18 protein-coding genes are annotated in these 24697 nt (G+C 46.4%); 6 read left to right on the top strand and 12 right to left on the bottom strand.

Features of this window, described 5'->3' with window-relative positions:
* Positions 1 to 321 precede the first annotated feature (321 nt).
* Positions 322 to 3087 (bottom strand): DNA polymerase I, encoded by a 2766-nt coding sequence (polA, locus tag CIK98_RS12630; protein WP_094384756.1) that lies wholly within the window; start codon positions 3085 to 3087, stop codon positions 322 to 324.
* Positions 3088 to 3172: 85 nt separating this feature from the next.
* Here polA and CIK98_RS12625 point away from each other — a divergent pair, with 85 nt between their 5' ends.
* Positions 3173 to 4150, top strand: coding sequence for a polyprenyl synthetase family protein (locus CIK98_RS12625; protein WP_094384754.1), 978 nt, complete (start codon positions 3173 to 3175; stop codon positions 4148 to 4150).
* Positions 4151 to 4318: 168 nt separating this feature from the next.
* Here CIK98_RS12625 and CIK98_RS18950 read toward each other — a convergent pair whose 3' ends face one another.
* The 7 genes from CIK98_RS18950 to mnmG all read right to left on the bottom strand — a co-directional run bounded on the left by CIK98_RS18950 (position 4319) and on the right by mnmG (position 11107).
* Entirely contained in the window at positions 4319 to 4441 is a 123-nt protein-coding gene (locus tag CIK98_RS18950; protein ID WP_256387775.1) for a hypothetical protein, read from the bottom strand.
* Positions 4442 to 4578: 137 nt separating this feature from the next.
* The gene (gene deoC / locus CIK98_RS12620; RefSeq protein WP_094384752.1) at positions 4579 to 5514 is read right to left on the bottom strand and encodes a deoxyribose-phosphate aldolase; all 936 of its coding nucleotides are present in this window, start codon (positions 5512 to 5514) and stop codon (positions 4579 to 4581) included.
* Between the two features lie 18 nt (positions 5515 to 5532).
* Positions 5533 to 5859: a nucleotide pyrophosphohydrolase gene (locus CIK98_RS12615; RefSeq protein ID WP_094384917.1), complete on the bottom strand. Its 327-nt coding sequence runs from the start codon at positions 5857 to 5859 to the stop codon at positions 5533 to 5535.
* 300 nt (positions 5860 to 6159) lie between these two features.
* Positions 6160 to 6612, bottom strand: coding sequence for a D-aminoacyl-tRNA deacylase (dtd, locus tag CIK98_RS12605; RefSeq protein WP_094384748.1), 453 nt, complete (start codon positions 6610 to 6612; stop codon positions 6160 to 6162).
* A 58-nt stretch (positions 6613 to 6670) separates the two neighbouring features.
* Positions 6671 to 8503, bottom strand: a complete 1833-nt coding sequence (gene uvrC, locus CIK98_RS12600) for an excinuclease ABC subunit UvrC (RefSeq protein WP_094384746.1) — start codon at positions 8501 to 8503, stop codon at positions 6671 to 6673.
* Between the two features lie 108 nt (positions 8504 to 8611).
* Positions 8612 to 9142, bottom strand: coding sequence for an adenine phosphoribosyltransferase (locus tag CIK98_RS12595; protein ID WP_094384744.1), 531 nt, complete (start codon positions 9140 to 9142; stop codon positions 8612 to 8614).
* 51 nt (positions 9143 to 9193) lie between these two features.
* Entirely contained in the window at positions 9194 to 11107 is a 1914-nt protein-coding gene (gene mnmG, locus CIK98_RS12590) for a tRNA uridine-5-carboxymethylaminomethyl(34) synthesis enzyme MnmG (RefSeq protein WP_094384742.1), read from the bottom strand.
* 278 nt (positions 11108 to 11385) lie between these two features.
* Between mnmG and CIK98_RS12585 the strand changes: the two genes are divergently transcribed.
* The 4 genes from CIK98_RS12585 to CIK98_RS12570 all read left to right on the top strand — a co-directional run bounded on the left by CIK98_RS12585 (position 11386) and on the right by CIK98_RS12570 (position 15469).
* Positions 11386 to 12066, top strand: coding sequence for a succinate dehydrogenase/fumarate reductase cytochrome b subunit (locus CIK98_RS12585; RefSeq protein WP_094384740.1), 681 nt, complete (start codon positions 11386 to 11388; stop codon positions 12064 to 12066).
* 40 nt (positions 12067 to 12106) lie between these two features.
* Positions 12107 to 14089 (top strand): fumarate reductase/succinate dehydrogenase flavoprotein subunit, encoded by a 1983-nt coding sequence (locus CIK98_RS12580; RefSeq protein WP_094384738.1) that lies wholly within the window; start codon positions 12107 to 12109, stop codon positions 14087 to 14089.
* Positions 14090 to 14094: 5 nt separating this feature from the next.
* A complete protein-coding gene (locus CIK98_RS12575) occupies positions 14095 to 14850 on the top strand; it encodes a succinate dehydrogenase/fumarate reductase iron-sulfur subunit (RefSeq protein WP_094384736.1) in 756 nt (251 codons plus the stop codon).
* Between the two features lie 289 nt (positions 14851 to 15139).
* A complete protein-coding gene (locus tag CIK98_RS12570) occupies positions 15140 to 15469 on the top strand; it encodes a Spy/CpxP family protein refolding chaperone (protein WP_094384734.1) in 330 nt (109 codons plus the stop codon).
* A 100-nt stretch (positions 15470 to 15569) separates the two neighbouring features.
* Here the strand turns inward: CIK98_RS12570 and CIK98_RS12565 are convergent, their stop codons facing one another.
* A complete protein-coding gene (locus CIK98_RS12565; RefSeq protein ID WP_094384733.1) occupies positions 15570 to 17942 on the bottom strand; it encodes an outer membrane beta-barrel family protein in 2373 nt (790 codons plus the stop codon).
* A gap of 296 nt (positions 17943 to 18238) precedes the next feature.
* Between CIK98_RS12565 and CIK98_RS12560 the strand changes: the two genes are divergently transcribed.
* Positions 18239 to 18877 carry a DUF4840 domain-containing protein gene (locus tag CIK98_RS12560; RefSeq protein ID WP_094384915.1) on the top strand — a complete coding sequence of 213 codons (639 nt, stop codon included), beginning with the start codon at positions 18239 to 18241 and terminating at the stop codon, positions 18875 to 18877.
* A gap of 131 nt (positions 18878 to 19008) precedes the next feature.
* On the opposite strand, the gene CIK98_RS12555 is transcribed toward CIK98_RS12560, so the two are convergent.
* From CIK98_RS12555 to CIK98_RS12545, 3 genes are read right to left on the bottom strand one after another with little or no spacing between them, the layout of a single operon-like run.
* The gene (locus tag CIK98_RS12555) at positions 19009 to 20454 is read right to left on the bottom strand and encodes a TolC family protein (protein WP_094384731.1); all 1446 of its coding nucleotides are present in this window, start codon (positions 20452 to 20454) and stop codon (positions 19009 to 19011) included.
* Between the two features lie 3 nt (positions 20455 to 20457).
* Positions 20458 to 23562, bottom strand: a complete 3105-nt coding sequence (locus CIK98_RS12550; protein ID WP_094384729.1) for an efflux RND transporter permease subunit — start codon at positions 23560 to 23562, stop codon at positions 20458 to 20460.
* Complete coding sequence (locus CIK98_RS12545; protein ID WP_172409942.1) at positions 23559 to 24623, bottom strand: efflux RND transporter periplasmic adaptor subunit; 1065 nt, start codon at positions 24621 to 24623, stop codon at positions 23559 to 23561. Before CIK98_RS12545 ends, CIK98_RS12550 begins: the two co-directional genes overlap by 4 nt.
* Positions 24624 to 24697: the final 74 nt, after the last annotated feature.

The raw sequence follows: 24697 nt of genomic DNA, 5'->3' as shown, positions 1-24697 counted from the left end.
TGCAAATCTCTCCCAATTGCTGATAAACTCTGGGATAACTGCCCAAAAATTGCTGGCCAGTTAGGGAACAAAATTTTCCTAACTGAGATAATTTCGAAACCTTGTAAGTGTGACAGCGTGACAAGCGTGACAACGTTTTTTCTCGACTCCCCTTCTTTTGAATTTTTATTAATATTATCCTCTATTTATATATATAATATATATATATTAAATAGAGAACTATTTTTGTGTTGGAGGGTATGCCGAAAACCCTTGTCACGCTTGTCACATTGTCACGCTTGGTCAGTAATTGTGTATGCAAAGTAGCGCCTTAAAACCTAATCAATGAGCTTCCAGCCAGTTGTTTCCCCAACCGCAGTCAGCTACGAGAGGCACTTGCATAGGGAAGGCGTTTTGCATCTCTTCAAGCACTATTTGTTCCACTTTCTCTTTTTCCTCAGGATAGACACTGAAGTTTAGTTCGTCGTGAACCTGAAGTATCATCTTCGAGCGAATGCCTTCTGCACGGAATCTGTTGTAAATCCTTATCATAGCCACCTTAATGATGTCGGCGGCAGTTCCCTGGATTGGAGCGTTTATGGCGTTGCGCTCGGCAAAGCCTCTAACGGTGGCGTTTGCAGAGTTGATATCGGCCAGATAGCGGCGGCGATGAAATTGAGTCTCCACATATCCTTGGTTTCTAGCCTGTTCCTTTGCCTTTTCCATGTATTCCTTCACCTTTGGGAAGGTTTCGAAATATCCTTCTATCAGCATCTTTGCCTCGTCGCGGCTGATTTCCAGTCGTTCGGCAAGTCCGAATATTGTTATGCCATAGATGATACCAAAGTTGGCCCGCTTTGCTTTAGTACGCTGGTCTCGAGTAACGTTTTCCATCTCCTCTTTGTATATTTTCGCTGCTGTAGCTGCATGAATGTCATGTCCTTCGCGGAATGCCTCTATCATGTTTTCGTCGCCGCTGAGATGTGCCATCACTCTAAGTTCAATCTGGCTGTAGTCGGCAGAAAAGAACAGGCAACCTGGTTCCGGGATGAAAGCCTTGCGTATTTCCTTGCCTTCTTCTCCTCTTACCGGAATATTTTGCAGGTTCGGGTCACTTGACGAGAGACGACCTGTGGCTGTTGTGGCTTGGTTGAAAGAAGTGTGTATGTGGCCTGTTCGAGCGTTTATTAGTTTCGGCAGAGCGTCGATATATGTGCCAAGTAGCTTTTTCAGTCCTCGGTGTTCGAGTATTGCCTCCACAATCTTGTGTTTTCCCTTTAACGACTGAAGCACCTCTTCGTTGGTGACATACTGTCCTGTTTTCGTCTTTTTCGCCTTCTCCACAATCTGTAGTTTGTCGAAAAGCACTTCACCTACTTGTCTTGGCGATGCGATGTTGAATGGAGCTCCAGCCAGTTCGTATATTTCCTTTTCCACCTCTTCCATTCTTTTTGTCAGCACATCAGAAGTATCTGCCAGCGACTGTGTGTCTATAGTCACTCCGTTCATCTCCATTTCCGCCAAAACAGGCATGAGAGGCATTTCGATGTTGTAGAACAGTTCTTCGGCACCATACTTCTTCAGTTCGCCTTCGAGTTTGTTTTTAAGTTTCAAAGTCACGTCGGCATCTTCCGCGGCATATTCATACACATCTTGCGGCCTAAGGTCGCGCATGTTCTTTTGGTTTTTGCCTTTTGGTCCGATAAGCTCGTCGATGTGGATTGTCTTGTAGTTGAGATAAATTTCGGCAAGGTAGTCCATGTTGTGCCGAAGCTCTGGTTGTATGACATAGTGGGCGAGCATTGTGTCGAACATCTTCCCTGCGAGTCTCACACCATATTTCATCAACACCTCATAGTCGTACTTGAGGTTTTGTCCCACTTTCAGAATTTTCTCGTTCTCATACACTGGCCTTAACAAATCCACAATTTTCCTTGCCTCGTCTTGGTCAGCTGGCACAGGAACATAAAAAGCCTCGTTTTCCTTCACCGAAAAGCTCAGTCCGACGAGTTCTGCGTCTATCGGGCTAAGTGAAGTGGTCTCTGTGTCTAAACTGAGAATTTCATTTGTTAAGAAATAATCACAAAGTTGCTTTATTTCCTCTTCATTTTCAAGAAGTTTGTACTCGTGATTTATCGTTTTTATCGTCTCAAAACTTGAAAATTCTGCCTCTTCTTTACCTTCTGTCGGAAAATCTGCAAAAAGGTCGAGTTGTAAATTCTGTTTTTTTTGTTCTTGTTTATCTTTTTTAAGAATTCTCTTTGCAAAGGTCTTAAACTCAAGTTCCTCGAATAGTTTTTCCAATTCTTGTTGGTTAGCGTCTTTCACTTGCAGTGCGTCGAGGTCGAGTTCAATGGGCACATCAGTTTTTATGGTTGCGAGATATTTCGACATCCTTATAAGTTCTGCGTTTTCCTCCACCTTCTTCTTCTGTGCTCCTTTCAGTTTGTCGGTGTTGAGGAGTAGTGATTCGATGCTTCCAAACTCCTTTATGAGTTTCACGGCAGTCTTTTCTCCCACGCCAGGACAACCAGGAATATTGTCAGAGGCGTCGCCCATGAGTCCAAGCAAGTCTATCACCTGACTCGTGTTGTCAATCCCATATTTTTCGATTACCTCTTGAGTTCCCATCACTTCGTATCCTCCATTGTGACGAGGTCTGTACATGTACACATTATTTCCCACGAGTTGTCCGTAGTCCTTGTCAGGTGTGAGCATGTAAGTCTCAATGCCACTCATTCCCGCCTTTGTGGCAAGAGTGCCAATCACGTCGTCGGCTTCAAATCCTTCCACCTCAAGTACTGGAATCCTATAAGCCTCCAGTATTTTTTTTATTATCGGCACAGCAGTTTTTATATCCTCAGGACAAGCCTCTCGCTGGGCTTTGTATTCCGGGAATTCAATGTGTCTGAAAGTAGGTCCCGAAGGGTCGAATGCCACTCCGAGATGTGTTGGATTCTCCTTTGTCATCACTTCGTTCAGCGTGTTGACGAAGCCCATTATTGCCGATGTGTTCAACCCCTTAGAATTAATTCTCGGGTTCTTAATAAATGCGTAATATGCACGATAAATTAGCGCATAAGCGTCTAAAAGAAACATTTTATTCATAATTCTAGCTATTTTGTGCGTAAAATTACTAAAAAATTTCGCAATATCGCATTTTTTTCAGTAATTTTGTCGAAAATTTCTGAGAATGGAAAGATTATCTATCATAAAAAGGCCAATAGATGGCGAATTTGACGACTTTGTAAGGTTGTTCAACGAGTCGCTTTCTCATACCGAAGGACTACTCTCCCAAGTGCTCGAACACATAAAGCATCGGGGAGGAAAACGCATGCGACCATTACTCATTTTACTTATTGCGAAAAACTATGGTGGAGTAAACGACGTAACCCTGCGCTCAGCTGTTGGACTTGAACTACTTCATACTGCAAGTCTTGTTCACGACGATGTGGTGGACGAGAGTAAAGAGCGTCGTGGACAACCCTCTGTCAATGCGGTATATAATAATAAGGTGGCAGTGCTTGTGGGAGACTATGTGCTTTCAACCGCTCTACTGAACATCTCTTACACCAATAATTCAGATATACTTCGTTCAATCGCAGAATTAGGTAGGAATCTCTCAAACGGCGAAATACTTCAGCTCAGCAATATTCAGAACACAGAATTTTCTGAGGATATTTATTATGATGTTATAAAAATGAAGACTGCCGCATTGTTTGAGGCTTGTTGCGAAGTGGGAACTCTGTCGGTGAACGCTAATGATAGCCAGATAGAGTTGGCGAAGGAATTTGGCAGAAACCTTGGCATTATCTTCCAGATTAGAGACGACATTTTCGACTACTATGACTCAAAGGAAATAGGAAAGCCAACGGGAAACGATATGGCTGAAGGAAAACTTACGCTCCCTGTCTTATATGCTCTCAACTCAACTCACGATTCTGAAATGGAAGAGATTGCAAGGAAGGTGAAACGTAACGATGTTACGCGTTACGAAATAGCACGTCTCGTTGATTTCACAAAGAATAATGGGGGTATAGAATATGCTGAACGGAAGATGCTTGAATTGCGCCAGAAATGCATGGAATTTATTGATTCTGAATCTGTTAGTGAGGAAATACGCACATCGCTCACAGCTTATATTGACTATGTGATTCAACGTAACAAATAGTAATAGAAAAGCGGGAGATTGTTACTTTCTCCCGCTTTTTTGTTGTTTACACTAGCTCTTTTCAATACCCTTTTATAAATCAAATGTTTATCAGGGTGTCCCTACTTGTAAACTGATATCATGTCATATACATGCGATACATGAGCAATTCTTTTATTATTATACCTTTTAATTGTATTTACGTCTAAGCTCCCTCTCCGACTCTATTAACAGTTCACGGTCCAAACGACCGCCATTAACCTCGTCGAGTTGCTCATCTGCTAACGGATTTGTTTTTTTGTTCTCTTCCATAATTTTAAAATTTTAAAAGTTATACATGTTTTTGTTTTCTGCTGCAAAGGTAATGCAAATTAATGAAATTGGTCAGCCATAACGGGAAAATATTTCCCAATTGTCAGCCAAAATGGGGAAAAAACTTATTTTCTTGCTTAGAAGAACTTCGTTTCCTCGCCTACAACTTCACTCAATAGTAGGTTGGCAAGACGGCTGGTGCCTAAGCGCAGCCATTCGTTAGTAAGCCATTTCTCGCCCAAAACCTCTTTAACTATCGTGTAGTAGATTAGTGCGTCCATGACGGAGTTAAGGCCGCCAGCAGGCTTAAAACCTATCTGTATGCCTGTCTCGTCGTAATATTCCTTTATGGCCTGGCACATCACGTAAGCTGCCTCAGGAGTTGCGGCAGGCTCGAGCTTACCTGTAGAGGTTTTGATGTAGTCGGCTCCGGCATACATCGCAATTATTGAAGCCTTCTTGATGTTCTCGGCTGTTTTGAGGCATCCTGTTTCCAGTATTACCTTCATCTTGTGCTCACCACAGACAGCCTTCAGTTCCTCTATTTCGTCAGCCACTCCCTCGTAGTCGCCGCTGAGGAATTTGCCTACAGGCATTACGATATCAATCTCTGTGGCGCCGTCTTTTATGGCTAACGCAGTCTCGGCCACCTTCACCTCAATAAGAGCCTGTGACGAAGGGAAACTGCCTGAAACGCATGCTATTTCCACTCCGTCTATCTCCAATGTCTCGCTTACAGTCTTTGCGAAGCAAGGATACACGCAAATCGTCGCCACATGGGGTAGGGCAGGATATGCTTCGTCAAACTGGTTAACCCTTTCTGTGAATGCGAGTACACTTTCCTCAGAGTCGGTGGTTTTCAGAGTAGTAAGTTCCACGCTACCCATAAGGAATTTCTTCACTTCGAGATTGTCGTTCTCATGCACTTTTTCTGCAATAATCTTTCTTACTGCATTTCTCACTTCCTCGTCAGAAATGTTTGTGCGATACTTACTTAATGCCTGCTCAATCTTGTTGAGAGGTCTTTCTTCATGATGTTCGTGGTCATGACCACAATTGCAATGTTCACTCATATAATCTTTTTTTTGTTGTCAACTCGTCAGCTTCTTATTATTTTTATGTCTATTTTTGTCTCTTGATGTTTTCTTCTCGATGTTATTATTCAATGCCTCTGTGAGATCAACGCCTGTTTGGTTTGCGAGGCACATCAGCACCCAAAGCACGTCGGCCATCTCGTCTCCAAGGTCATGTTTTTCGCCCTCCTTAAAGCTTTGGTCGCCATATTTTCGTGCCATTATCCTTGCCAGTTCGCCCACTTCTTCCGTGAGCACTGCCATGTTTGTAAGCTCTGAGAAATAGCGCACGCCGTATGTCTTTATCCAGTCGTCCACCATCTTCTGGGCTTCTCTTATTGTTATTTCGTCCATCTCTTTTATAATTTAAAAATATGACTGAATAAGACTGCAAGTAATACAACCAATACGAAGAGATTGTAATAGTTGTCAGACTTCTTGTTTTCTTTCCAATTTACCAACTGATAGACCATGCATTGTCCCCAAACCACAATCGCAAAGTATTCTATTACGCTTGGTAAGTCCATATAACTGCACAACAGATAAAGCACAATTGCTGCATACAAAACATAACTTTCAATTTTGTTTATCTTTCTTTTCTCCATCACTTAAATATATTATTTTTATTAATAGTCAACTTGTCAACTATTCCTTGTTCTTCGTGTCCATACAAATAGTCACCGGACCGTCGTTTATGAGTTCTACCTTCATGTACGCTCCGAATTCTCCTGTACCAACAGGTTTTCCTAAAGCTTCGCTTAGCTTGTTGCAAAAGCTTTCGTATAAGGGCACGGAAATCTCGTGTTTTGCTGCTCTTAGCCACGACGGACGATTGCCTTTCTTGTAGCTTGCAAACAGCGTGAATTGACTTATGACGAGTACGTTGCCGTCCACATCCATTATAGATTTGTTCATAACGCCGTTTTCGTCGTCAAAAACACGTAGTCCTACGACCTTTCTCACGAGCCATTCCACGTCCTCCATGGTGTCTTCTTCACACACACCAATAAGAATCAAATAGCCCTTTTCTATTGCCGATTTCACAGTTCCTTCTATTGTCACCGACGCTCGGCTGACGCGTTGTATTACTATTCTCATTATTTCTTTATTTTTCTGTCTGCAAATGTACGACAATTATTTTATATAATCAAGAGTTTCACTCTTTTTTATTTTCAAAATATTCTCTTATCAGCTTTGCCTTGCTTTCTCCTACGGCTTTACTTAGCTCTTCAGAGCTTATTTCCTTAATGTTTTTCACGCTCTTGAATTGCTTTAAAAGCGTCTCTTTTGTCTTCGGACCAATGCCTTTTATGTCGTCCAGTTCGGAGTGTAATGCGCTTTTCGAACGCTTGTCTCTATGGAATGTGATGGCAAAGCGGTGCACTTCGTCCTGTATTCTGGTCAATACATGAAACAGTTCGCTATCTGTTTTCACTCCGATAGTCACGGGCGGAAAACCATAGAGCAGTTCGTTTGTTCTGTGCTTATTGTCTTTTGCCAATCCAGCTATCGGTATGTCGAGCTGAAGTTCGTCTTCCACCACTTCCCTTACTACCTCCATTTGTCCTTTGCCTCCGTCGGTAATAATAAGGTCTGGCATACGCTCGTTTTCGTCTCTCAACCGTTCGTATCGCCTTCTCACCACCTCTTTCATCGATGCGTAATCGTCAGGTCCCGACACTGTTTTTATGTTATATTTCCTGTAGTCGCTCTTGCTTGGTTTCAGCTTTTTGAACACCACGCATGCTGCCACCGCATTGGTTCCGCTGATATTTGAGTTGTCGAAACATTCTATTTGGTATGGCAGTCTGGGCAGCTTCATCAGTTGCTGCAATTCGGTCATCAGCCTTACCGATTTTTGCTCCGGATTGAGCTTTTCTTTCTGTTTCAGGCGGTCGAATTTATATTGCTTGCCATTCATGATGGAGAGTTCCAATAGGGTCTTTTTGTCGCCTCTTTGTGGTATAGTTATTGTAACTCCTTCCAGTTCGATGTCGATAGGTATTGGTACGATAATCTCTTTCGAAACGCTGCCAAATCGTTTCCTCATCTCTATTATGCCAAGAGCTAACAACTCGTCTTCTCTTTCCTCCAATTTCTTCTTGAATTCAAACGTGAACGACTGGTTTATGCTGCCATTGCTCACGTGGATGTAGTTTATGTATGCCGTATTCTCGTCGTTTGTGATGGAAAACACGTCAACATTGTTTATCGTATGGCTCACCACTTCGCTCTTTGCGCAGAAATTGGCAATGAGGTCGTATTTTTGCTTTATCTCCTCGGCCTCCTCAAATCTTAGTTCTTCCGCCAATTTCATCATCTCCTCCTTCATACCTTTCAGCACCTCTCTGGTGTTTCCTTTTAATATCTCCTTGGCTTGAGATATGTTCTTCAGGTATTCCTCCTGGCTTTGTTTCCCAATACAAGGTCCTCCACATTTTTTTATGTGATAATCCAGGCAAACCTTGTATTTCCCTTTCCTTATTTCTTCTCCTTTCAGCGGAATTTGGCAAGTTCGAGGCTGATATAACTTCTTTATCAGTTCAAGCACAGCGTACATGGACGGAACGTGCGAATAAGGACCGAAATAAGTTCCCCATTTCTTGTTTATAGTCCTTGTCTTAAACACCCTTGGATATTCCTCGTTTGTTATGCAAATGCTCGGATATGTCTTCCCGTCTTTAAGCAATACGTTATATTTAGGGTTGTATTTCTTAATGAGGCTGTTTTCGAGTAATAGGGCATCTTCTTCTGTATTCACGACGGTATAAGTAAGGTTCCATATTTTGCTCACCAGTACTTTTGTCTTGAATCTGTCCACTTCCGTATGGAAATAAGAAGAAACCCTGCTTTTTAGTTTCTTTGCTTTCCCGACGTAAATTATAGTGCCTTCAGAGTCGTAGAATTGGTAGCTGCCCGGTTTTTCAGGCATGCTTAACACTATTGCTTTAAGTCTTTCAATTCTTTTCTCGTTTTCTTCCTTTGTCATACCCAATAGATTTAAATATCCAATAGTCCCCTTTCGGTTCCACGTGAAACAAGAGTGTCCAAAATATCCGTAGTATTTGGATGTTTTGGACACACTTTGTTTTTTTTATTATACGTCGAGCAGCGTTGTGATCTCCGTGTCTTTGTCGAATATGTCTCTTCCGTGTAGACCTTCGTCTTTTATTTCTATGATGAAGTTGATAAAGGTTTTCTTCGGGTTGAATTTTTGCACGAGGTTATAGGCAGCTTTCATCGTACCGCCAGTTGCAAGCAGGTCGTCGTGTAACAATACGACATCCTCCGCATTGATGGCGTCTTTATGTATTTCTATCGTGTCTGTACCATACTCCTTGCTGTAGCTTTCTTGTATGGTTTCTGCAGGCAGTTTTCCAGGTTTACGGCACAGTACCACTCCAGCTCCCAGTTTTATCGCCAGTGCAGAAGCCATGACAAATCCACGGCTCTCGATTCCAACAATTTTAGTGATGCCTTTGTCTTTGTAGAGCTCGTATAGTTCATCGAGCATTATCTGCATACACTCGGGGTTTTTAAACAGTGTTGTTACATCTCTAAAATTAATGCCTTTCTGTGGAAAATTAGGGATGCATCGTAGATTCTCCACTAATGTTTTGTTGTTCATTTTCAGTCGTTTATTATGTTTTGTTTAACTTTAATGTTTCACGTGAAACATTTATCTTCCCATTAGCACCAGCATTACGTTTATGTCGCTTGGTGATACACCTGGTATGCGGCTTGCCTGGGCAAGTGTTTCTGGGTTGATGGCCGATAGTTTCTGTCTTGCTTCCGTAGATAATTGTGCGAGTTCTTCGTATTTGAAGTGACCTTTTGTCTTTATGTCTTCCAGCCGGTGCATTTTGTCTGCCACCATTTTTTCTCGCTCAATATATCCTTTGTATTTCATCTTTATTTCCGCAGCTTCTGCGATTTCTTCGTTTCTCGATGGCAGTTTTTCGATGGTTTCTTTGAGCGAAGGCACGAGTTCTCCGATGATTTTAAAATTCAGCTGCGGGCGACTTACGAGGTCTGCCAGTTTGCAGCCTTCGCGGAGTGGGGTAGTGCCGAGGCTTTCGAGTGCGGAATTAATTTCGTCCTTTCTGATATGGGTGCTTTCGCAGAAACGGATGATATTGTCGATTCCTTGTTTCTTCTCCATCCAGTGGTCGTATCTTTCTCTGTTCACCAGTCCGAGGTTGTATGCTTTCTCTGTTAGTCTTGCGTCAGCGTCGTCCTGTCTCAGTAGTATTCTGTATTCCGCCCTTGAGGTAAACATTCTGTATGGCTCGTCTACTCCTTTTGTCACGAGGTCGTCTATGAGCACTCCTATATATGCCTCGTCTCTGTGAAGTATGAATTTGTTGGTTGCAGAATTGCTGTCGCCGTTCTCAGCGGAATTTCCGCATTTCAGTGCGGCGTTTATTCCCGCAATGGTTCCTTGTCCTCCAGCTTCCTCATATCCTGTCGTACCGTTCACCTGACCTGCAAAGAACAGTCCGTCCACGATTTTGGACTCGAGAGTGTGCTGGAGTTGCGTCGGGTCGAAGAAGTCGTACTCAATTGCATATCCTGGTCTGTAGACTTTCACGTTTCTAAGTGCAGGTATTCGTCTAAGCGCATTAATTTGGATTTCCATCGGCAGTGATGATGAAAATCCGTTAAGGTACATCTCGTTTGTGTTCTCACCTTCGGGTTCGAGAAAGAGCGGGTGTTGTTCCTTGTCGGGGAAAGTAACGAGTTTTGTTTCTATAGACGGACAGTATCTTGGTCCGATGCTTTGTATTTGTCCGTTGTACAGAGGAGAGTCGGCAAGTCCGCTTCTTAGTGTGTTGTGCACTTCTTTGTTTGTGTAGCAAGTCCAGCAAGGCAGTTGCTTCAAAACCTTGTGTTGTCCGATAAAGCTGAACTGGTGGAAGTCGTTCTCTCCTTCTTGTATTTCCATAAGTGAAAAGTCCACCGATCTTTTGTCTATTCTAACAGGAGTGCCGGTTTTCATCCTGTTGCTTCTTATTCCGTGTCTTGTTATGCTTTCAGTGAAGTGCTTCACGGCAGGTTCGGCTATTCTTCCTCCATCCACCATTTTCCTTCCGATGTGAAGAAGGCCGTTTAGAAATGTTCCAGCGGTGACCACCACACATCTTGCCTTTATGGTCACTCCCCAAATGGTTTTCACTCCAGTTGTGGTTTTCTTTCCGTTGTCTTCCTCAACAATCAGTTCTTCCGCTTGGTCCTGCCAAATGTCCAGATTAGGAGTGCTGTCAAGAGTTTCTCTCCATTTCCAGATAAATTTCTCTCTGTCGCATTGAGCTCTAGGGCTCCATACTGCAGGTCCCTTGCTTCTGTTCAGCATCCTGAATTGTATGGCTGTGGCATCGGTCACTATACCCATCTGTCCTCCGAGAGCGTCAATCTCCCTTACGATTTGTCCTTTGGCAATACCACCGATGGCAGGATTGCAGCTCATCTGTGCAATCTTGTTCATGTCCATTGTTATGAGGCAAGTCTTTGCTCCCATGTTAGCGGCTGCTGTTGCAGCTTCGCATCCTGCGTGGCCAGCACCGACCACGATAACGTCATAGTTAAGTGTCATTGACATTTTTGAATAATATTATGCGCTAAAACGGCAAAAAACCGTATCTGTAGCGCTAAATTTGGATTTTTCGCCACAAAATTAAGAATAAAAATTGATTTTTGGCTAAATTTGCTTTGAATTATCATATTTTTATAGTAATTTTGCGGTCTAAAACATAGTATATACTTAATACAAGGTAGTAGTGATACACGGTTTGCCGCATGTTTGTCATGCGAAAATGGAGAATCTGAAATTAATTTTAGTTCTAACATTTAAATAATTAAATTCAATCATTTATGTGGTTATGTAATTCATCTATTGGTAGAAAAGTTGTGATGTCCTTGACAGGAGTTGCGCTTGTTCTGTTCTTGACCTTCCATGGTTGTATGAACTTGGTGGCGTTGTTCTCAGAAGAGGGTTACAACATGATTTGTGAGTTCCTCGGCGCCAATTGGTATGCTGTAGTGGCAACTATGGGTTTGGCTGCCTTGACTGTGGTTCACATCGTTTACGCGTTTATGTTGACAGCCCAGAACCGTCAGGCTCGCGGCTCTCAGCGTTATGAGGTTAGTGAGCGCAATCCAAAAGTGGAGTGGGCATCGCAGAACATGCTTGCCCTTGGTGTTATCGTCATCCTTGGACTGCTGCTGCACTTCTGGAACTTCTGGTACAACATGATGTTTGCAGAACTTACTGGTATTGCTACTGTCCACGATCCTGCCGATGGCTTTGCCTACATCGTTGACACATTCGCAAATCCTGTGTTCGTAGTTCTCTACATCATATGGCTTGTCGCTATCTGGTTCCATCTTTCACATGGTTTCTGGAGCGCTATGCACACACTGGGTTGGAGTGGTAAGGTTTGGTTCGAGCGTTGGAAGACTATCGGCATTGCCTACACAACCATTATTATGCTTGCATTCCTCGTTGTAGTATTGGCTTTCGCATTTAAACTTGCTCCAAGCCTTTGCTGCTAACATTCATTTTTAAACAATAATAGTTTTATAAAAGACAATTATGGCTAAGATTTTGAATTCAAGAATTCCTGAAGGCCCCGTGGCTGAGAAATGGACCAACTATAAGGCTCATCAGCGCCTGGTGAACCCTAAGAACAAACTCAAGCTCGACGTCATCGTCGTTGGTACTGGTCTTGCTGGAGCAAGTGCTGCCGCCAGCCTCGGAGAGATGGGCTTCACAGTATATAATTTCTGCATACAGGATTCACCCCGCCGCGCTCACTCTATCGCTGCACAGGGTGGTATCAACGCTGCAAAGAACTATCAGAACGACGGCGACTCTGTTTATCGCCTGTTCTACGACACTGTAAAGGGTGGTGACTACCGTGCACGTGAGGCTAACGTCTATCGTCTTGCTGAGGTGTCTAACGACATCATCGACCAGTGTGTGGCTCAGGGCGTTCCTTTCGCACGTGAGTATGGCGGTATGCTTGCCAACCGTTCGTTCGGTGGCGCTCAGGTGTCTCGTACATTCTATGCTAAGGGTCAGACTGGTCAGCAGCTCCTGCTTGGTGCATATTCTGCTCTCAGCTGCCAGGTAAACGCCGGCCGTGTAAAGCTCTACACTCGTTATGAGATGGAGGATGTGGTTATTGTAGACGGACGTGCCCGTGGTATCATTGCCAAGAACCTCATTACTGGTAAGCTCGAGCGCTTCTCTGCCAACGCTGTGGTAATAGCCACTGGTGGATATGGCAACACCTACTTCCTTTCTACAAACGCCATGGGCTGCAACTGTACAGCTGCAGTTCAGTGCTATCGTAAGGGTGCTATGTTCGCCAACCCTTCTTACGTTCAGATTCACCCGACATGTATCCCTGTTCACGGCGACAAGCAGTCTAAGCTCACCCTTATGTCTGAGTCTCTGCGTAACGACGGCCGTATCTGGGTTCCTAAGAAGATTGAGGATGCCAAGGCTCTGCAGGCAGGCACAAAGAAGGGTAGCGACATTCCAGAGGAAGACCGCGACTACTATCTCGAGCGCCGCTATCCTGCATTCGGTAACCTCGTTCCACGCGACGTTGCCTCTCGTGCAGCTAAGGAGCGTTGCGACAAGGGCTTCGGCGTAAACAACACTGGTCTTGCCGTGTTCCTCGACTTCTCTGAGTCTATCGAGCGTCTCGGCATCGATGTCGTTCGCCAGCGCTATGGCAACCTCTTCGACATGTACGAGGAAATCACCGACGTTAATCCAGGCGAGCTTGCAAACGAGATCAATGGCGTGAAGTACTATAACCCAATGATGATCTTCCCAGCCGTTCACTACACAATGGGTGGTATCTGGGTTGACTACGAGCTCATGACCACCATCACAGGTCTGTTTGCCATCGGTGAGTGTAACTTCTCTGACCATGGTGCAAACCGCCTCGGTGCTTCTGCCCTTATGCAGGGTCTTGCCGACGGTTACTTCGTATTGCCTTACACCATCCAGAACTATCTTGCCGACCAGGCAATTTGGCCAAAGGTTCCGACAGACCGTCCAGAGTTCGACGAGGCAGAGAAGGGTGTACAGAAGGAAATCGACCGCCTGATGGGCATCCAGGGCAAGCGCTCTGTAGATTCAATACACAAGGAGCTTGGTCACATCATGTGGGAGCACGTTGGTATGGGTCGTACAGCTGCTGGCCTGAAGGAAGGTCTCGAACTCATCAAGAAGATTCGCAAGGAGTTCAACACCAACCTCTTCATTCCAGGAAGCAAGGAAGGCTTGAACATCGAGCTTGACAAGGCTATCCACCTCCGCGACTTCATCCTCATGGGCGAGCTTGTAGCTTACGACGCTCTCTCACGCAACGAGTCTTGCGGTGGTCACTTCCGCGAGGAGTACCAGACAGAGGAAGGCGAGGCAAAGCGCGACGACGAGAACTTCTTCTACGTAGGTTGCTGGGAGTATCAGGGCAGCGACGACAATGCACCTGAACTCACCAAGGAACCGCTTGAGTATGAGGCAATTAAAGTACAAACACGTAACTATAAGAATTAAAAATCATGGCAAGAAATATTTCATTCACACTTAAGTTCTGGCGTCAGAATGGTCCAAAGGCAGAAGGTCACTTCGACACTCGCGAGATGAAGAATATTCCAGATGACACCTCGTTCCTTGAGATGCTTGATATCCTCAACGAGGAACTTATAGAGGAAGGCAAGGAGCCTTTCGTATTCGACCACGACTGCCGCGAGGGTATCTGCGGTATGTGCTCGCTCTATATCAACGGTCACCCACACGGACCTGCAACAGGCGCAACAACCTGTCAGCTCTACATGCGTCGCTTCAACGATGGCGATGTCATCACTGTTGAGCCATGGCGTTCTGCCGCATTCCCAGTTATCAAGGACTGTATGGTCGACCGCTCTGCATTCGACAAGATTATTCAGGCTGGTGGATATACCACAGTGCGCACAGGTCAGCCACAGGATGCCAACGCTATCCTAATACCGAAGGAAGATGCCGACGAGGCTATGGACGCAGCAACATGTATCGGTTGCGGATGCTGCGTGGCAGCCTGCAAGAACGGCTCTGCAATGCTTTTCGTAAGCTCCAAGGTATCACAGCTCGCACTGCTGCCACAAGGCCGTCCAGAGGCCGCAAAACGCGCCAAGGCAATGGTTATGAAGATGGAAGAGCTCGGATTCGGTAACTGTACCAACACCCGCGCTTGCGAGGCTGAGTGCCCGAAGAACGAGTCTATCGCCAACATCGCACGCCTCAACCGCGAGTTCATCAAGGCTAAGCTTGCAGACTAATCGTCCACAAGGCTTTATCCTTAAATATAAAAGTAAGGGAATGGTCGTCTTGGCCATTCCCTTTTTTGGTAAGCACCGAACACTTCTAACCTAAAACATTTGTCTAAACGTAAATATCATTTAAACGGAACTCTCGAGGGGGTGACGAAGAACTCTGGCGCCCCAGTTTTTACTCAACTTCCCTTTCCTGTGAAAGTTGAGTTTGATGATTAAACCATTTGCTTTCTTGTTCGTCATAATAGCAAAAGGTATAACATTAAGTATTAATTCATTAAATAAAAGGTACATTATGAAAAAGATTATCGTATTAGCCCTGGCTGTCCTATTAGGAGCAGGCACTATGTCGGCACAACGTGGCGGTGGACGTCAAAGAATGTCAGTGGAAAACAGAGTTGCACAGATGACAAAGGAACTTGATCTCACTGCCGACCAACAGAAGAAGATAACAGCTATCTACACCGAATTAGAGTCAAAGCGCAAGGAGAAGAGCGAACGCCCAACACGCGAACAGATGCGCGCTGAATTTGAGAAAATTGACAAACAAGTCACAGCCGTGCTTACCAAATCTCAGCAGAAAAAGTATGAGGAGATGAAGCAGGCTCGTCAAAACAGAAGATAAAAGTAACTTTACAGGATTTTGAAACAGTGCTTATGCTTCGCCCGCATTCGGCTTATGACAGTCGGCTGTCCTAAATGCGACAGCCGACTGTTACCATTTTCTACATCCTGCTCTTTGCATCTGCTCCAGCACCAGTTCCCTTATACTTGCTGTTTGCCGTATTGAAACGATATGAGAGGCGAAGCTGGACGCATGGAGAATTGTAATCATTGTTCTGGCTGTGGATGAAGTTGCCATAGTCGGTGCATACGTGTTCCTTTGTCTTGTTAAGGATGTCATTCCATGCAAGACGGACGTTGAGTGCATCGTGCTTGAGAAACGACTTGCTGACTGCAAGATTTAGACCGTGTTTCGGTTTGGTAAACTTATACATCACGTAGTCAAAGGGCGACGTGTATTGATAGTCAAGATCTATCAGCCATCCCTGCTTCAACTTGAATGAGTTGTTTGCCTGAACAAAGAACATCGGGTCGTTGCGTTTCACTACACGCGTACCTGTTGATTCACGCGGGTCAATAACGGTAGTTTCAAAATATTGCTTCTCCATACCTACAGTATAGCGTGGATTCCATATGCCAACGGTGGGTGATGCATTGAGATAGATGTTGAGTTTGCGGACCGTCTCCTTTGCGTTGGAATACTTTACCATAGCAGTGCAGTCATCGTCGTATGGATAGCCGAGTTGGTAGATGGCATTGTCAACCACTTCGTATGCTCCGGTAAGAGTGAGCCATCGCCAGTTGGCATTAAGCGAGAGGGTGTTCTGTATCTCGTTAAGAAGCGTAGGGTCGCCCGTCTGATACAAGAACCTGTTGTTGTACTGCATCTCTGTACTTAGCTGGTCATATCGTGGTCGCTTGATTTTTGTGGTATATCCAATGTTTACACCTACAGGGCCAATCTTGGTTGAGGCGTTGAATGAAGGAAACCAGTTATTGTGAGTTCTGCTGATATTATCCTTCGGGCTACATTCGTTGGTGTATTCGAAATCAACATGCTCGAATCTTAAGCCAGCCACCAACTGAACATGTTTGAAAGGTATGGCATATTCAGCAAAGCCAGAGATGTTGTTCTCGGCAATCTTAGCTTTCGACGAAGGAATCTCCGTCTTGGTAGAATTGTATTTCTGCTTTGCGCTTACGTATGTCTCCTCTGTTCCGATCTTAAACTGACCTTTCCAGATGGGGTAGGAGAGTACAAGTTTTCCTGCGCCCATTCGTGCATAACCGTCTGATAAGTTTTCTACGAAGGCAGGGTCGTTCTGACTGCTTTCGTTCACGTTTGTTTCCTTTTTGTAGCCCGAGTCGCTGAAATCCGCATTGAAGTTCACATGCAGTTTATTGATATTCCCGTCGTAGTATATATTGCCCGTAAAGGTGTGAGAAGAAGGTGTGGTGGTATGGGATGCGGAATGTACAATGTCAATCAGCTCGTCGTTTGCATATACTTTGTCCTCAAAGACGATATCTTGATTACCAAACAGCATTCCGCCATAGTTCATCTTCATTCCAAGAGAATGGTTCTCATTAATCTGCCAGTTCAATCCGAGATCGCCGCTTATTCCGCTATTGTGACCAATGAAAGCGAAAGGACCTTCCATCAGGTTATGCTTCACGCTGCCATCTGGCATCTTGACGAAAGTGTTACCGCTCATTTGGTCACTTTTCTGATAGCTGTGCTGATTGTAATAGACAAGTTTTCCAATGATATCCCAACCGCCAGTGCGATAGTTGAGGTCGAGAACCGACCATGATGGGTCGAAATCATGATTGTCGTATATGTATTGCTGAGCCTGACTCGTAAGCGCATAGCTGAAACCATCGCCCTGTCGCTTTACAGTGCGTATGCGCACTACACATCTCACCTCGCCACCATATTCGGCACCAGGATTGCTTACAACGTCTATCGACTTGATGTCTTCCGACATGAGGTTGCGGAGCTCAGAGTCGTCAGTCACCTTTCTGCCGTTTATATAATAGACAGGTGTGCCACGTCCTATTACTTCCAGATTTCCATTCTTGGTTATCATTCCAGGGACTTTTGCAAGCACCTCAAGCGAATTGCCCGCATGTTCAAGTATCGACCCCTCGATGGTAGTTACCACAGCATCGCCAAGGAGCTTTGTCTTCGGACGAGTCTTGCTGACAACGATTTCATTTAGCAAGCCAGCTTCAATCTGCATCTTTATTGTCTGTGATGTAGTAAATGCAGAAACTGGCAGGTTCTTAGTGCCATATCCTATGGATGAAATTTGTATGAAGTCACCTGCATTCTTCCTTTCGATGCTGAACTGTCCCTTCGCGTCAGTAATGCAACCTGCCACGATGACAGAGTCGGGAAGAGAACGGAGTGAAACCGTGGCAAATTCCATTGGTTGTCCATTCTCGTCTGTTACTATTCCAATAAGACTCTGTGCACTCAGTTGGCATATTGTTGCCAATAAAACAATGATAGTTGTTGTTACTCTTTTCATAATTAATAATTGGGTTATTTGCCTGTTTGACGTAACAACTTAATGTTTAGTTGCAAGGTCTCGCTTTTTTCCCTTTTGTCTTACTTTAAGACCATGTCAAACCTCTTTTCCCTCATTTTTTACTGAAACGCCGTGAAAGGGAGGATAGTTATCGTTAGCTACTTCTGCTCGTTGCCCCTATAGGCAAATGCATTGTTAGGTTTTATTAACACAATATGGAGCAAGGTTTGCACTCGGCAGCTGTTTATGAGAGTGAAAAACACAGTAAGTATTATAATCACTTTAAAAAAAAAACCATGAAAAAAAAGATTCAAACGGCGAAAGCATTCGCAATGTTATTATTTTTAGGGTGTACAATCAGCCTCGCTTCCTGCAGCGACGACGATGATGACGTAACAGTTCCTACAGAGATTACCACACAGACCATGTATGGCGACTACAAAGGAAGAATGGCAACGTCAACAATCGTGGCTTCGGAAGGAGAAGAGACTCCTGCCGGAGTGGAAGTAAGCGCGAAGGTAGACAACGACACGGTGACCGTGGAAAAGTTCCCAATTAAGGACATCGTCATGTCAATTATCAACGATGAGGAAGCAGCTGACAACATCGTGGAGGCAGTGGGCGACATCAACTACAAAATCGGCTACAAGCCAGCACTCACTTCTGCAAAAGACAGCATACTGATTGTTCTTGATCCAGAACCGTTAAAGCTGACCCTTACCATACCTGCACAGTCTGAAAGCGACGTTGACCAGACCCTTATTATTGAGACGGAGGTCGATGCAGGAGAAAATGCGGCATACAGCGTTGCTGACAAGAAACTTAAGTTCAGCATAACAGCCAGAAAAGTGTTCATAGGTGAAGGAGAGAAACAGGTAGAACTGCCTGGTTTCACTCCCGCCACGTTCAGCTTCGACTTGGAGAAGACAAAATGACGCTAATACCATAATGAAACACACACATAATTAGTAAAAATCAACAAAGGCATGCTGAAGAGATTCAGCGTGCCTTTATTTTTTCCTCGACCAACTCTCATTCCTAAGTGAGAAAGATGAGGCGGCAAGGATTATTTCCCTGCCGCCTTGCGCCATTTGCCCAGGGCGACAATCAATTGAGTGCGGGCATCTATTTCGTCGGCAAGTGCCGACTGCCATAACGACTGCGCCTCTAAATGGTCGCTGAGTGTCTCCATGCCCGAATCGTAAGAGCTGCGCGAGAGACGGAGATTCTCGGTGGCTTGTTCCACCGACAGTCGGGCTATTTCTAGAGCAGTGAGTTGTTCGCGAAGCGTATTTCGGGCTTGGGCGAGTTCGAGTGTCATTTTCTCACGTTTGTCTGCCAGTTCTATTTCCGCCATACGTATAGACGACTTGGCAGAACGTATCTTGCCCCTACGCTCGCCGAAATGGAAAATGGGCATGGAGAACGTGACACCGACACAACCTGAGAACTGGTCGATGAGCGTGTGGTCATACATACGCTGGGTGCCGGCAAGCGAACTGGTGGCATCGACCGTCACCTTACCGCCATTGGTGTATCCGCCCGAGGCAAATGCCGCCAGGTGGGGAAGATAGTCGGATCGGGTGAGGCGCAGCTGCTGACGGGCAAGTTCTGCCTTCTCGTTGAGGATGGCATACTCTGGTCGGGAGAGCACCTGAAGACTGTCGTCGGTGGCTGACATGACTTCCTCCACCAATGCTGATGTGATGTCGGGACGGGCAATGAGCAGAGGCGACGACAAGGGCATGCCTATGACCTGACACAGATTCATGCGGGCAAGGTCGTAGGCATTATCGGCACGCGTGACAGACAGTTGGGCCTGGTTGAGTTTCACCTGCACCTTCATCAGGTCGTTTCTGGTGCGCATTCCATGGCGCACTGCCGACTCTACCGTTTTCAGCAGTTCCTGAAGTAGATGCCGGTATGACTTTGCCACATCGACCATCTCGCTTGCCTTCACTGCAAGAGCGTATGCCTCCTCCACGCTGACAATCACCTCGCTCTCTGTCATACGTATATTCTCGTCTGATATGCGTTGTCCGATTTTCGTCATCGTATATCCTGCGTCAATCTTCCCGCCCATATATATGGGTTGCACAAGTGAGAGCGAGGCATTGAAAAGGTTGGGCATCTTATACTTCACGGTCATTGCCGGAAATTCCGCATATTGCGACAGTCCAGTCACATTGCCGGAGGCATCGGTAAGCACAGCAGGCAGGAACTGCCCCATCTGCGAGTTGTATGAATAAATGGGAAGAGGGGCGGAAGGCATCCCGATACTGCCCGATGTGGTGTTGAGGAGATTGAAGGCCTGAAAGTCAAGCTTGGGCAGGTAGTTTGCTTTCATTGCCATCACGTCGTAGCCCGATTTTTCCCTCTGCTCACGGGCTTGTTGCAGTTGGCGGTTATGCTCCACTGCCATTGCCCTGCATTGGTCGATGGTCAGTGAGTCTTGGGCTGTGGCATTGAGTTGCATGCCTATGCCAATCATTATGTATATCAGTCTTTTCATGTTTTATTTCCTTTTGTACATCAGCGAATATAGCACTGGTATGAAGATGAGAATGATGACAGTGCCTGCTGCCAAGCCACCCATGATGGTGACGGCAAGCGACCCGAAGAGAGAGTCGGAGATGAGAGGTATCATACCGAGGATGGTGGTGAGCGATGCCATCATCACAGGAAGCAGACGCGACTTGCTACTGTCGATGAGTGCCCTGTCGAGCTGCTTGCCTTGTGATGTCTGTAGCGATATTTCATCGATGAGCACAATACCATTCTTAATCATCATACCGATAAGTCCGAGTATGCCCACGATGGCGACAAATCCGAAATCCTTTCCCGAAAGGAGCACCGACGGGAAAACACCCACCACAACTAACGGTATACAAGCGAAGATGATGACGGGACGCCTGAAATCGTTGAACAGCATGATGAGTATGAGCAACATCATCACAACAGACAGCGGGAAGCCCTTGAAGAGATATTGTTTGGATTGGGCGCTTGCCTTGTATTCTCCCTCCCACGAGAGTGAATATCCCTCTGGAAGGGCTATCGACTCTATGGCTTTGGCTATCGACTGGCGTGCCGACTCTGTCGATACACCCGGGGCTGGCGAGCACTGGAGCCTTTGCTGGCGCTGCCCATTGTAGCGCACCACAACGGGTTCTTCCCAACGGATGTCTATCCCCTTTGACACCTGCGACAAGGGGGTGGTACTGGTCACCTGACGTATCACATCATCCTTGTCGAGACGTCCGCTCATGAGTTTCTGCACGGTGCTGCGGTTGAAGACATTGCCCACGTTGGGCATCATGCCGAAAACATTCACACGGTCGAGGTTCTCCACTTCTTCCCCTTTGTCGGTATGGCATTTCACATAGATGTTCTCGGGGTGAATGCCATCGTAGAACGTGCCTACAGGAATACCGTCGGTATAGGACATGAGCGAGAGGGAAACATCGCCGCGCGACAATCCGCTGGTGCGTGCCGCCGACTGGTTATAGTCAACGGTGAGCACAGGCACCCGTGGCTCCCAGTCTGACGTGGGCAGGCACACCTGGTCGCTGTTTCTGACGATAGCCATGGCGGAGTCGGTGAGCTGGTGCAGCACCTGCGGGTCGGGACCGTTGAAACATATCTCTATAGGATATTTCTTGTACATCAGGTTGTAACGCTTGATTTTGATATACGCATCGGGGAATCGGTCGTTGAGTGTCCGCTGCATAGAGTCGAGATGTGCCACGAGCGTCTCCGGCGATGTGAAATCGACTATCAGTTCGCCGTATGCCAACGAGGGAGTGGCTATGGAGCGCACGAGATTATAACGTGAGGGTGTGCCGCCGATACTGGTTGTGACGTGCGTTACGTCCTTGCATTGCATTAACATCGTTCGCATCTGTTCCAGGTCGTGCTCCACTTGTGTGCTGTTATAGCCTTCGGGCAGTTTGTATTCGATGTAGAGTTGGTCGTATTCCATGTCGGGGAAAAAACTCTGTTGGAGAAATGGATAGCACGACAGACTGCCCACAAGCAGCACTACGGCTGCCCCGACCACCATGAGGCGGTGGCGCAGGCAGATGCCCATCACCCTGTCGAGCATGTCGTAGGCCTTGCCCTTGTATGTCTCGCCTTCGCTCACCTTAGGATGGAGCAGGCGGTTTGCCATCAGTGGCACGTGGGTCAGGGCAAGCAGCCAACTGAGCAACAGCGACACGGCAATGACTATGAAAAGGTCGCGCACATATACTCCAGAAGTGTCGGGACTGAGAAAGATGGGCATGAAGGCAAGAATGGCGATGAGCGTGGCCCCAAGCAGCGGCATGGCGGTCTTCCTGCCTATGGAGGTGAGAGCCTCGGCGCGTGGCTTGCCTCTGCGGAGATCAACGAGTATGCCATCTACGATGACAATGGCATTATCTACCAGCATACCCATGGCAAGGATGAACGCACCTAACGAAACACGCTGCAACGTGCCGTCGAAACCGTTGAGCACGAGAAACGAGCCGAAAACGATTACCGCCAATGACATGCCGAGAATGAGTCCCGACTTGAATCCCATGAAGAAGATAAGTACCACCACGACAATCACCACCGATTCGAGCAGGTTGATCAGGAAGGTGTAGAGCGAGTCGCTCACTCGTTCTGGTTGGAAGAACACCTTATGATATTCTACCCCCACGGGCATTCTCTTTGCCAACTGCCCGAGTTTCTCTTCCACCTTGTCGCCCACTTTCAGTATGTCGTGACTGCCCGAACAGGCTATGCTGATGCCCAGCGCCCTCTCTCCGTCGCGCAGCATGGCGTTGCGTGTCACCTTTTCATAACCCTTGCTCACATCGGCAATGTCGCGTATGCGCAACTGGTCGTCGTCGTGTCCGGCAATGAGCATGTCGGCAATGTCTTCCACCGAGCGGAACTTGTCATCCACGGTGACACGTATTCTTCTTGTCCCGTTGTCATAATATCCAGCATACGAGGTGGCGTTTTGTCCGTTGAGCGTCTGTATCACTTCTGTTGGCAACACTCCGAGATTTGCCATCTTCTCCTCTTTCAGGTTGATATTGATACATTCAGGTCGTTTGCCGTAAATATCCACACGTGTCACACCGTCGATTGTGAGCACTTCTCGCTTGATGAGTTCGGCATAGTCGCTGAGCTGGCGGTCGGAGAGTCCGTCGCCGGTCAGGGCATAGAACATGCCATACACATCGCCGAAATCATCTGCCACGGTCATCACCTGTGCCCCTTTAGGCAGTGAGGGTTTGATGTTTTCCACCTTGCGACGCAGCAAGTCCCACTGCTGTTCGAGTTCGTCATCCTTCACGGTGGGGTGAAGTTCTACGGTGATGATGGTCATGTCGGCATACGACGACGACTCAATATGGTCGATGGTTGGCATCTGGCGTATTGACTTCTCTATGGGGTCGGTGAGTTCCAGTTCCACCTGGTGTGCCGAGGCACCGGGATAGGTGGCAACCACCAAAGCCTGCTTCACCCTTATGGCAGGGTCTTCGAGTTTGGGCATTTGGGTGAAAGCCCATAAGCCTCCGATGATGAGAACGGCGACAAACGCATGGATAAGAACGCCCCTGTTGAGTGCCCATTTGCTGATGTTCATAACATTCCTCCTATGTTTGTTTCAGATGTTGCTTTCATGGGTTCCACCCGTTGTCCGTCTATGAGATGTCGCACACCGGTGGTCACCACCTTTTCGCCAGCCTTTAATCCGGTCACCTGTGCCGTTCCGTCAAGTAGCATGGCCTTCACTTCGACATCCTTTCTTGTCACCTTCTTGGATTGCTCAGAAAAGATGAAAACCGTAGTATGGCCGTCCTTGTTCATGATGGCCGACGAGGGTATGGTGACATCCGTACTGGAGCCCTTTGCCGACAAAGCTTTCACGAGAGCCGACATTCCGGGCGTAAGCAGTTTGCGGTTATAGTTGCCCTTGATGGCAAAACGGACAGTATATAGTTGTGTGGCATTAGCCACTGCACTCGTCCTGATGCGCTCCAACGGCATACTGTCGCCACCAAGCGCGTAGATGGAGCAGCGGAAGTCCGTCAATTGCCCTAATCGTGCATAGTCGCTTGCCGAGACATTGATTTCCACCTCAATCCTGTCGCCCGAAGACACCGTGACGATAGGCATGCCTGCACTTACCGTCTCTCCCGCCTCGTGCAGTTTCTCCTTGACATATCCTGCCACGGGTGACACCAATCGGGTGTCGGCGAGCTGGTTGCGGTGGTTGGCAAGTTTCTGTGTCATCTGCTGAAGTCCATATCTCGCCTGGTCGTAGTTTTGCGCGGTGGTCGTACCTTCCTTATACATGGCGATTACTCTTTCTGCATCGCCCTTGATGCGGTCGTATTCGGCTTGTGTGGCAGCCAACTGCAGTTGATAGTCTCTCGGGTCCATGACAGCCAACACTTGGCCTTTTCTCACATAGTCGCCTTCGTTTACCGTCACCTTGGTCAACGGTCCGCTCACCCTGAACGACACGTTCACCTCCTCGGCTGCCCTTGTAGTGGCTGGAAACGACACCGCCTCTCCACCATCTGTGGAGACGGCTTCCGCCACATTCACCGTTCTCAATACTTCATTTCCGGTCTTCTTGTCGCCACATCCCGTCATTATCATGAGAGACAGGCAAAGCACACCAATCCAATTTCTTTCCATTTTCATGCCAATATCTATTTTATCTGTTTTTGGATGCAAAAATACAATAATATTTAGATACATAATGTCCTAAA

This window comes from Prevotella sp. P2-180, from assembly GCF_002251435.1.
GTDB lineage: Bacteria > Bacteroidota > Bacteroidia > Bacteroidales > Bacteroidaceae > Prevotella.
The sequence above is the reverse complement of the archived record's forward strand: the minus strand, read 5'-3'. Positions and strand labels throughout refer to the sequence as shown.